Here is a 9,478-nt window from a genome sequence, read left to right as displayed (position 1 = left end):
TGCTATTGAGTCATTAAACAGCGTGATTAGACGAGCGTTGAAAAAACGTAAGGTATTCCCAAATGATGACTCGGCTAAAAAAATGGTTTACCTTGCCATAAAAGAAGCCAGTAAAAAATGGACCATGTCCATTCGAAACTGGCGTACTGCGATGAATCGATTTATTATTGAATTCGAAGACAGAATTGTGAAGTATATTAACTAAATTGCAGTTACACAGAATCTGTTACACCCTCTTTTATTATCGCTTTTATCTTTTATCACATGTTTAATTTTTTATGAGCTGTAGTTAGATATTGTTATCTTTAGTAACTACGTAGATTAAATTGATTTGACGTTTTTTAACCGTGACGATTTTATTTTTATGATAATAAAAACTTTTAACATTAATTTATTTTAAATAACTCCTGCTATTAGCTTACTCATATTTTAAGTAAAAAAATACCAATCAAGAGATTGGTATTTTTATCAGAAGTGCTAACCTTTAGTATTTATAACCCTCTTCAGTTTGCTTCTGTTCTGAGTAATCAAGCTTCTCATGTTTCTGTCCCATGGCTTCAGCTACTTCTGGTGGCATGTAGTTCTCATCATGCTTAGCCAGTACTTCAGTTGCTTCAAGTTTACCTGATTCTACCAACACACCTTGTGCAACAATGCCTTGTCCTTCTCTAAATAGATCTGGCAGTAAATCATCAAATGTGACTAATACTTCGCCACCTGCTGAGTCATGTACGGCAAATTCTACATGAAGACTGTTTGGATCGCGCTTCATTGATCCTACGGTAACCATGCCACCCACTCGAATACGTTGGCCAACCTCAGGCATGACACCAGTATCGTTCTTACCGTGTACAATTTCGTATGGTGTATAGAACAAGTTTAAGTTTGAGTTTAATGCATAAAGTAAAAGTGAAGCAACGGCAGCAACACCTGCAATCAAAGCTACCGCTAAGGTTAATCTTTTTTTACGTCTTGGATTCACGGTTAGTACCTCTTGTTTCTTTAAGGCGTTGTTCACGCGTTATCTTTTTAGCTATCTCAATTAAAACCTTACGTTTTTGTCTTATGCTTAATGTGATTAAAGTTGCTAAACAACCAAATGTAACACCATAAGATAGCCAAACATAAAATGCATAACCGCCCATATCTAAAAAATCTGCTAATGAATCGAATTGCATTATTTAGCCTCCTCCGCAGTTGCGAGTTCTCGAACCCATGGTCGCATGCCATTACGAGCTAGAATTTCTGTTCTGTAACGGACGAGTGTGATCGCGCCAATCATCATACCAAAGCCAAAAATATTGATCAGTAATGGATATAACATGTCAGTAGACATTGTTGATTTTTCAGTAATTCTGATTGTCGATGGTTGATGTAAGCTGCTCCACCAATCTACAGAGTACTTGATTATAGGAATGTTAATAACACCAACAATTGCTAAGATGCCAGCAGCACGAGCGGCAAGTACTTTGTCTTCAAATGATGCATATAACGAAATAACACCAAGATATAAAAATAGTAATACTAATTCAGAGGTTAAACGAGCATCCCAAACCCACCAAGTTCCCCACATAGGTTTTCCCCATGCAGCACCAGTCAACAAAGCAATAAAAGTGATCACAGCGCCTATTGGTGCAATAGCTGCAGCGGCCCAATCTGCCGATTTTATTTGCCACACTAAACCGATAAATGATGCTATTGCCATGCCCATATAGGCAGCCATAGACATTGATGCCGCGGGTACATGGATAAAGATAATCCGGTAACTGTCACCTTGCTGATAATCGGTTGGAGCAAAAAGTAACCCCCAAATGCTGCCGGTTCCAACAAGTAATATTGCTAATATTGCAAACCAAGGTAATAACGTACCTGATAATTTATACGCCCGTTCAGGGTCTGCGTAAGAATGTAGCCATTTCCACATTAGTTTGTACTCACACGTAAAGAGGCGCCTATTGCAAAAGGAGCCAAGATTAAAGAACCGACCAACATCGCCGCAAGTATCGCAAGTTGACCATCATAAGCTAAGTTTAGTCCAGCAGCGTCAATGGCGCTGGTAGCAAAAATAAGTACTGGGATATATAAAGGTAGAATGAGTAAGCTAAGTAGTACGCCTCCCTTTCTTAGTCCAACCGTTAGCGCTACACCAATTGCTCCAAGTAAAGACAATACAGGTGTTCCTAGTGCTAATGTAGCCATTAAGGCACCATAACTATTGCTATCTAAATGTAAGAGTACCGCAAGCAAAGGTGCGACCATAATTAACGGTACGCCAGTTAAAATCCAATGAGCTAATACTTTAGCCAATACCATTAACGATAATGGCTGAGGGCTTAATAACATTTGCTCTAAGCTACCATCACTGAAGTCGGCTTTAAATAAGCGTTCAAGAGATAGCATTGATGCTAATAACGCAGCAACCCAAATTATACCAGGTGCAACCCTTGTTAAAACTTGTGGCTCTGGCCCAATACCCAGCGGGAAAAGGGTGACAACTAAAATAAAAAATAACAATGGATTAAAAATATCACCACGATGGCGAATTGCAATTCTCAAGTCCCGTTGCAAGAGCGTCATGAATGCTGTGGTATAACTGATTCCTCGTTTCATTCAAATGCCTTATACAAATCGATAGTCGAGTGTGATTTTTCGTAAGATGTTATTACTAATAATGCTCATATCTTGATGTGTAGTTAAAATCACACATCCTCCAGACTCAGCATGTTGAATGAACAATAGCTCCAACTCTTCTACGCCTTTTTTATCAATGGCAGTAAAAGGCTCATCTAGAATCCATATTTTGCAATTGCTATGTTGCAATCTAGCTAAAGCGGTACGTCGATGTTGTCCTGCAGACAAGTGTCCGGCCAGCGCTTCTTCGAATCCAGTTAGGTTAACTTTTGTGAGTAATTCTGTGGTATTAAACTCATCATAGCCGCTGATTCTTAAATTGAAGTTAAGATTCTCTTCTGCGGTTAGTTCACTTTTTACTCCAGCCAAATGACCTAAATAGAGTAAATCGTGATTGAACTCATCGCGACAGCGAGTGATGTCTTCCCCAAGATATTCTACTTCGCCAGCATATGGGCGTGATAAGCCGGCAATAATCCTTAATAAGCTGGTTTTCCCTGCACCATTAGGACCTTCAATTTGGACAATATCACCTGAATTGATGTTAAAACTCAGTCCATCAAATAAAATGCGTTCTTCGCGAATACAGGTTAATTCGTTTGCGCTTAACAGTACTTGTGATTGGTTTTGTATGGTCACTTATCCCTCTTGTTTACGCGTGAGGATGAATTCGAAATGATATTAACACAAACGCTTTTATCGGTTTAGCTTTGTCACTGATTAAGTGCTAGCAATTTGATATGGTTCCAAAAATATGAATATAGTTTGAACTTTTTTACCAATTACTAATATATAACCTGAACTTCACCTGCTGTCTTAATTTAGGTACTAAGCTGAGATTGTTGTCACAAAAAGGTGAGTTTTTTTGCTACTTGTAGTAATCTAGTGTTGCTAAAAATGAGTCTGCCTTCTAAATCAAAGGGCAGCGTTAAGCTTTGTATATTTGCAATTAGGAACGTTGAACATGAAAAAATTGTTAGCAATGACTGCAGTAGCTGCATTAACTTTGTCTGCAAATGTATTTGCTCAAGAAGGTGAAGCTATTTTTAATAAAGCGTGTCAGGTATGTCACACTATGGGTGTGGCTGGTGCGCCTAAAGCGCATGATGCTGCGGCATGGGAACCACGCCTAGCTAAAGGTTTAGATGCCTTAGTAGGTTCGGTTAAGTCTGGTTTAAACGCAATGCCACCAGGTGGTATGTGCACTGACTGTACCGATGAAGATTACAAGAAAGCAATTCAGTTTATGTCTAAGTAATTTTTAACTAGACCAAAAAACCGGCTTATTAGCCGGTTTTTTTATGGCTATAAATTAGCGAGACTAATTTATAGCATCAGTGAAATCATACATTGTTACTGCACTAAAGTGTCTAGTGTTAATGTGGCTTTATCACCAACTTTAACGGCTTTAATCATACCCTTTAAATCTCCTGATTTAGGTTTGACGCTACCATTCTTGGATAGTACTGCAATGATCTCGACTTCTTGTACTGAACTTAATCTGACATCGCCCCCCATAGAAGTGCTGTCATCCAAGGTGATTGTGGTGGGTAAACTGCTGGCACTAATCTTAGTTGCTGCTAGTGGCACTTTAGGACCTTGGGTTGCGCGAGCGAAAATAAATATCGTATCGGTATCCGATACGAGATCGGCTAACTCAGGTGAAATGGATACTTCAATACCGACAGTTTTGGCATTGTTTGTCATCGCTGATTTGTGATTTTCATCATTTGGCATTGAGTCGGGAGTTTCGCCAAGTCGCATATTTGCCGACTCGATGGCATTCATCAATGCAGTTCTGTCTACATCATTACGATCACTGTCTAAAATCATTTGCCATGAATCAATTGCTTTACTGTAGTTAGCGGTAAAAAATGCATCCATACCAACTAGCAGTAATGTTGAGGGGTCTTGAGGATCCAATGCTAATGACTGATCTATTAAGGCTTGAATTGCGGGCGTTATCTGTTGATTGGCTTTATAGTATAATGCCGTTGCTTTGGGGCCTAGAAGTTCTGCCTGAACTCCCACAAGTTCCATCACTTTATCAAATGACGCTACCGCCTTATCATACTGGTTGGCAGAGATGTAAGCATGCCCAAGACTAAACCAAGCTTGGCTATCATCTGGCTGAGCTTGTACCTTCGCTTCCATTATTTGTACCCGTTGCGACATAATTTGTGCTGGGTCCATTCCTTGATGTGGATTACTGGCTTGCGGAGGGTTGGCTAATTCATTGTAAGCCCCGAGCTGTTGATAGAAATAACCCGATATCGCTAATAAGCACAATGTCATAAAAGCGGGCCATAAAGGACTTTTAGATTTAATTTCTACATCAAGGGAGTCATCACCTTTCTGTTTCATGTCTTGGAGTAGATTTATTTCTAACTCTTTCTTTAATGCCTCAAATTCTACTTGATCTAAAAGGTCATCATTTAATTCTTTTTCTAGTATGGCGATACGTTCTGCAAACAGTTCAAGGTTGGTTTGTCTACGAACACCAGACTCTTCAGCTTGCAATAGCTTTTGTTGGCGAAAATGTGGAACCCAAATCATGATTAGGCCGATGAGTACGACAAGCGCAATAAAAATCCAAAATGTGGTCATGGTGTCAATATTCACTTTTAGGTTAACAGAGAAAGCGGTATGTACCGCAGTGCTTGGAATATTGATTATACGTAAAGATTATTAATTGAATAGTAATATACGAAAGATATGAATCAAAATCCTGATAGTTGCGTACTGGTTCACAGATTGAAAGTGTTTGTTAAATAGCATGAAACTTTAAATTAAGCCTTGTGTCTGATACCCCTGCAATGTATTTATTTTAATAAGATCATTGTTCATAATGAGACTAACGACCCAATTTTGTACGAAAATGGCAGACAGAAGTCATAGCAAGTTCTAGAATAAGTTAAAATTCGTTTAAGCTAATGTGCGTATATTAGTTTCATCGCATAAATTGGTTCTGTCGTGAAAAGTTTGTTTCAGACCCCCTAATTTTTAAACTAAGGAATACCCATGATTCCAGAACTTGGACATTTCTCGTTAATTCTCGGTTTGGCTTTTGCCTTACTGTTAGCTAGCGTTCCGTTATATGGCTCCGCACGTAAAGACCAGTATCTCGTTCGCTATGCTTGGCCTCTGACATACGGGATGTTTTTTTTCATTAGTCTATCAGTAGTTACATTAGCTTATAGCTTCGCTACTGATGATTTTTCTGTGGCTTATGTTGCACATCATTCGAACTCCCAATTGCCTATCTTTTTTAAAATTGCTGCCGTATGGGGGGGGCATGAAGGCTCATTACTTTTTTGGGTGTTTGCTTTATCTGTATGGGCTGCTTCAGTAGCACTATTTAGTAAAGGTTTAGAAGAAGTATTTACCGCTAGAGTATTGTCGGTATTGGCAATGATTGTTGTTGGCTTTACTTTATTTATGATACTAACCTCAAGTCCATTTGAACGTATTTTCCCTATACCAGCAGAAGGGCGTGATTTGAATCCAATGTTGCAAGATGTGGGGTTAATCTTTCACCCCCCAATGTTGTATCTTGGTTATGTTGGTTTCTCCGTCTGTTTTGCTTTTGCGATAGCAGCTCTTATGAGTGGTAGACTTGATTCGGCATGGGCACGCTGGAGTCGTCCATGGACACTTGCCGCTTGGATATTTTTAACCGGTGGTATTTCATTGGGTTCTTGGTGGGCATATTACGAGTTAGGTTGGGGTGGATGGTGGTTCTGGGACCCTGTAGAAAATGCATCGTTTATGCCTTGGTTAGTGGGTACCGCATTGGTGCACTCATTAATTGTGACTGAAAAACGTGGTGCATTTCGCAATTGGACCGTATTACTGTCTATTTTTGCATTTTCATTAAGTTTACTTGGTACCTTTATTGTACGCTCGGGCGTGCTTACTTCAGTGCATTCTTTTGCAGCAGATCCAAGCCGTGGTTTGTTTATCTTGTTGTTATTAGGGATAGCCATTGGTGGGTCATTAACTTTGTTTGCCTTCCGAGCAAGCGAAATGAGTAGCCCTGCACGATTTGAACTTAAATCAAAAGAAACCATGTTGTTAATTTGTAATGTATTACTCACAGTTGCTGCAGGTACGGTTTTACTGGGAACTCTTTATCCTTTATTAATCGATGCCTTAGGCATGGGTAAAATTTCTGTTGGTCCTCCATATTTTAATGCTGTTTTTGTACCAATTGTGTTGGTGCTATTTGGCTTTATGGGAATTGGTCCAATTATTCGCTGGAAGAAATCTAAAGCAGGCGAAATTAAAAGACAGTTACTTGTTCCTGCTATTATCGCATTAGTCGTCGGAGTAGCGGCTCCATTTATTGCCGGCGGTGAATTCAATGCCTGGGTAATGTGTGGTGTGGCAGCTACCGTGTGGATTATGTTATCAACTATGCGTGCGGCTTATAATATCGTGAGTAGCAAAGATGGCGGCATTAATCTGAGTAAAATGGGTCGTAGTCAATTGGGTATGATCGTCGCACACTTTGGTATAGCGGTATCGGTAATGGGCGCAACTATGGTGTCTAATTATTCGATTGAAAAAAGCGTGCGTATGGGACCAGGTATTAGTCAAGAACTGGCTGGTTATACATTTAAGTATTTAGAGACTAAAAATGTAGTTGGACCAAACTATACTGCACAGCAAGGTCAAATCGAAATCTATAAAGATGACGAATTAATTACTCTATTAAAACCTGACCGTCGTCAATATAATGTTCGCACAATGGACATGACTGAAGCAGGTATCGATTGGGGACTATTTCGAGATCTTTATGTCACTATGGGTGATCCCATTAGTCTAACTGAGTTTGCAGTGCGTCTTAATTATAAGCCCTTTGTTCGTTGGTTGTGGTTCGGATCTATCTTTATGATGGTTGGTGGTTTCCTTGCTGCATCGGATAAGCGTTATCGTGTTAAGCAAGTTGCACAGCAGCAAGACGCAGAAAAAGCAAAATTAGCGACAGCATAATCACTCGGAGACACTATGAAGAAGTTTGTACTGTTTATACCTTTAGTTATATTTTTGGGTATGGGCATATTTTTATACAAAGGATTATTTTTGAATCCCAAAGTGCTTGATTCTGCATTAGAAGGAAAGCCCGTTCCGGCTTTCCAACTTCAACGTCTAGAAGTATCAAGCGAAGTTGTGACTGAAAAAGATCTTCCTGCAAAAGTATCAATACTGAACTTTTGGGCGACTTGGTGTCCTGCATGTAAATATGAACACCCTTATTTAATGATGCTATCGAAACGAAACTTGCTACCTATTTACGGTATCAACTACCGCGACGAGAGAGCACTAGCTATTAAAGAGTTAGCCACACAGGGTGATCCATATACCATGAACATCTTTGATAAGGACGGTCGATTAGGGCTTGACCTTGGTGTTTATGGCGCACCTGAAACATTCATTGTCGATCATAATGGCATTATTCGTTATCGATATGCCGGGCCTATAGATCAAACGGTATGGACACAAACCTTATATCCGATGATCCAGCAATTACAAGCTGAAGCAAAAGTCGATGGAGCGTCATAATGAAATTCGTGTATAAATTGATGCTTGCTTGTACAAGCATACTGTTTACTTTGTCAGTCATTGCTACGCCAGTTGACACTTATGAGTTTCAAACAGTAGAAAATCAGCAAAGAGCATTGTCTTTGGCGCATCAATTGCGTTGCCCACAATGTCAGAATCAAAACCTAGTCGATTCAAATTCACCAGTTGCCCAAGATTTACGTCTTGAGGTGTATACCATGGTAGATAGCGGCAAGTCAGATTCAGAGATTATTGAATTTATGACCAGCCGTTATGGTGATTTTGTTTTATATAATCCCAAATTGGACTCGAAAACTTATATTCTTTGGCTCGGTCCATTTGGATTACTTATTTTAGGTCTCTTTATTGGTTTTATATTTGTGCGTAAACAACGGATTCAAGCTACAGAATCGACAACCTTGTCTACCGAACAGCAAGCTGAGTTAGATGCGCTATTAAATGGCGATAAAACGACTAAGTAACAAATTGGAGAATTAACCTTGAAACAGTGGTTTGCATTTATCTTTAGTAGTTTCTTTCTTATAGGTATAACAAATGTGGCAGATGCATATCCAGGTATGCAAGCTGCTGCTGAGCAAACCTCTACCTCAACCCTTGAACGGATTAATGTACTCCCACAGCCATTTCCTATTGCTTTAGTCGATTTTACTAACCTTGTTGGCGAATCAATAAACTTTGAACAATATAAAGGTAAAGTGGTTGTTGTTAATCTTTGGGCTACTTGGTGTCCTCCGTGTGTTAGAGAACTTCCTGCATTGGATCGATTAGATAAAGCGTTAGATGCAGAACACTATGCATTATTACCTATATCTATAGATGCTGAATCTGTAAGTATTGTGCAGCCATTTTTGGAATCTTTAGGACTAGCTGCATTTAAATCGTATTTTGACCCACAACAACAACTGCGTGATGTTTTCCCTCTTGATACTATACCTGCGACATTCATTCTAAATGAACAAGGTGAATTAGTTGCTTATGTTCGTTCATATGTCGATTGGGATGACGAAAATGCTATGAGCTTCCTTGAACAATTTCGTCATAATGCAGTAAAAGTACAATAAACAGTCAATAAATTGTTTCAAACCCCTTAAAGGATCGCTTTTGGTGAAAAGATCGCCAAGCGATCCTTTTTTATTAAAAAAGGGGTTGCACAAAATCTTGTGGTGCCTATAATGCGCATCCACTGACACGGCAGACAGCGAAAGCGGTCACCGAGTGAGGTTGAATTAAGTGCTTCAAAACACAGAGTTCAACAGCGAAA

General features: G+C 39.4%; 12 protein-coding genes. 6 read left to right on the top strand and 6 right to left on the bottom strand.

Annotation, left to right across the window (positions count from 1 at the left end; translation table 11 throughout):
* Positions 1–205 (top strand): transposase (locus tag ACWXWT_RS18720; RefSeq protein ID WP_456043090.1); only part of this gene is annotated, 205 nt, incomplete at its 5' end.
* 279 nt (positions 206–484) lie between these two features.
* On the opposite strand, the gene ccmE is transcribed toward ACWXWT_RS18720, so the two are convergent.
* The 5 genes from ccmE to ccmA are packed head-to-tail and all read right to left on the bottom strand — an operon-like array spanning position 485 to position 3,270.
* Complete coding sequence (ccmE, locus tag ACWXWT_RS18715) at positions 485–982, bottom strand: cytochrome c maturation protein CcmE (protein WP_456043089.1); 498 nt, start codon at positions 980–982, stop codon at positions 485–487.
* Entirely contained in the window at positions 966–1,178 is a 213-nt protein-coding gene (gene ccmD / locus ACWXWT_RS18710; RefSeq protein WP_456043088.1) for a heme exporter protein CcmD, read from the bottom strand. The genes ccmE and ccmD overlap by 17 nt, the downstream gene beginning before the upstream one ends.
* Positions 1,178–1,924 carry a heme ABC transporter permease gene (locus tag ACWXWT_RS18705; RefSeq protein WP_456043087.1) on the bottom strand — a complete coding sequence of 249 codons (747 nt, stop codon included), beginning with the start codon at positions 1,922–1,924 and terminating at the stop codon, positions 1,178–1,180. The genes ccmD and ACWXWT_RS18705 overlap by 1 nt, the downstream gene beginning before the upstream one ends.
* Complete coding sequence (gene ccmB, locus ACWXWT_RS18700; protein ID WP_456043086.1) at positions 1,924–2,610, bottom strand: heme exporter protein CcmB; 687 nt, start codon at positions 2,608–2,610, stop codon at positions 1,924–1,926. The genes ACWXWT_RS18705 and ccmB overlap by 1 nt, the downstream gene beginning before the upstream one ends.
* A 9-nt stretch (positions 2,611–2,619) precedes the next feature.
* The gene (ccmA, locus tag ACWXWT_RS18695) at positions 2,620–3,270 is read right to left on the bottom strand and encodes a cytochrome c biogenesis heme-transporting ATPase CcmA (protein WP_456043085.1); all 651 of its coding nucleotides are present in this window, start codon (positions 3,268–3,270) and stop codon (positions 2,620–2,622) included.
* 325 nt (positions 3,271–3,595) lie between these two features.
* Between ccmA and ACWXWT_RS18690 the strand changes: the two genes are divergently transcribed.
* Positions 3,596–3,889, top strand: a complete 294-nt coding sequence (locus ACWXWT_RS18690; RefSeq protein ID WP_456043084.1) for a c-type cytochrome — start codon at positions 3,596–3,598, stop codon at positions 3,887–3,889.
* 95 nt (positions 3,890–3,984) lie between these two features.
* Here ACWXWT_RS18690 and ccmI read toward each other — a convergent pair whose 3' ends face one another.
* The gene (gene ccmI, locus ACWXWT_RS18685; RefSeq protein WP_456043083.1) at positions 3,985–5,238 is read right to left on the bottom strand and encodes a c-type cytochrome biogenesis protein CcmI; all 1,254 of its coding nucleotides are present in this window, start codon (positions 5,236–5,238) and stop codon (positions 3,985–3,987) included.
* Between the two features lie 414 nt (positions 5,239–5,652).
* Between ccmI and ACWXWT_RS18680 the strand changes: the two genes are divergently transcribed.
* From ACWXWT_RS18680 to ACWXWT_RS18665, 4 genes are all read left to right on the top strand, one after another.
* On the top strand, positions 5,653–7,626 hold the full coding sequence (locus ACWXWT_RS18680; RefSeq protein WP_456043082.1) for a heme lyase CcmF/NrfE family subunit: 1,974 nt from the start codon (positions 5,653–5,655) through the stop codon (positions 7,624–7,626).
* A gap of 15 nt (positions 7,627–7,641) precedes the next feature.
* A complete protein-coding gene (locus ACWXWT_RS18675) occupies positions 7,642–8,196 on the top strand; it encodes a DsbE family thiol:disulfide interchange protein (protein ID WP_456043081.1) in 555 nt (184 codons plus the stop codon).
* Positions 8,196–8,678 carry a heme lyase NrfEFG subunit NrfF gene (nrfF, locus tag ACWXWT_RS18670; protein WP_456043080.1) on the top strand — a complete coding sequence of 161 codons (483 nt, stop codon included), beginning with the start codon at positions 8,196–8,198 and terminating at the stop codon, positions 8,676–8,678. Before ACWXWT_RS18675 ends, nrfF begins: the two co-directional genes overlap by 1 nt.
* A gap of 96 nt (positions 8,679–8,774) precedes the next feature.
* Entirely contained in the window at positions 8,775–9,278 is a 504-nt protein-coding gene (locus tag ACWXWT_RS18665) for a TlpA family protein disulfide reductase (protein ID WP_456043091.1), read from the top strand.
* The last annotated feature ends 200 nt before the right edge of the window (positions 9,279–9,478 follow it).

Source organism: Shewanella sp. A22, from assembly GCF_053850585.1.
This window is presented reverse-complemented; position numbering and strand designations above follow the sequence as displayed.